Source organism: Fischerella muscicola PCC 7414, assembly GCF_000317205.1.
GTDB lineage: Bacteria > Cyanobacteriota > Cyanobacteriia > Cyanobacteriales > Nostocaceae > Fischerella > Fischerella muscicola.
Map to the genome: position 1 here is coordinate 1 of NZ_AJLK01000266.1, position 228 is coordinate 228.

Below are 228 nucleotides of genomic sequence, written 5' to 3' on the forward strand. Positions count from 1 at the left end.
AGTAAGGAGAGGGGCTGGGGGTGAGGTAATATCTATGAATGCAACTCGGTATAAACCGCACAGACGCAGAGGACACAGAGATAAAGAAGAGATTTATGCACCAAATCAGAGTAGGCGCGCTAATATGGTTCGACTCTTTGTAGCTGCGATTTCTAATCGCCAGGGCATAATTCAATATGTGTACTTATACCAATTTGAAAAAAGAATACAACACATGGATTATATAAG

General features: G+C 40.8%; 1 protein-coding gene. It reads left to right on the forward strand.

What is annotated here, in order from left to right; translation table 11 throughout:
* Positions 1–34 precede the first annotated feature (34 nt).
* On the forward strand, positions 35–228 hold a 194-nt coding region (locus UYI_RS39485), incomplete at its 3' end, for a hypothetical protein (protein WP_235148061.1).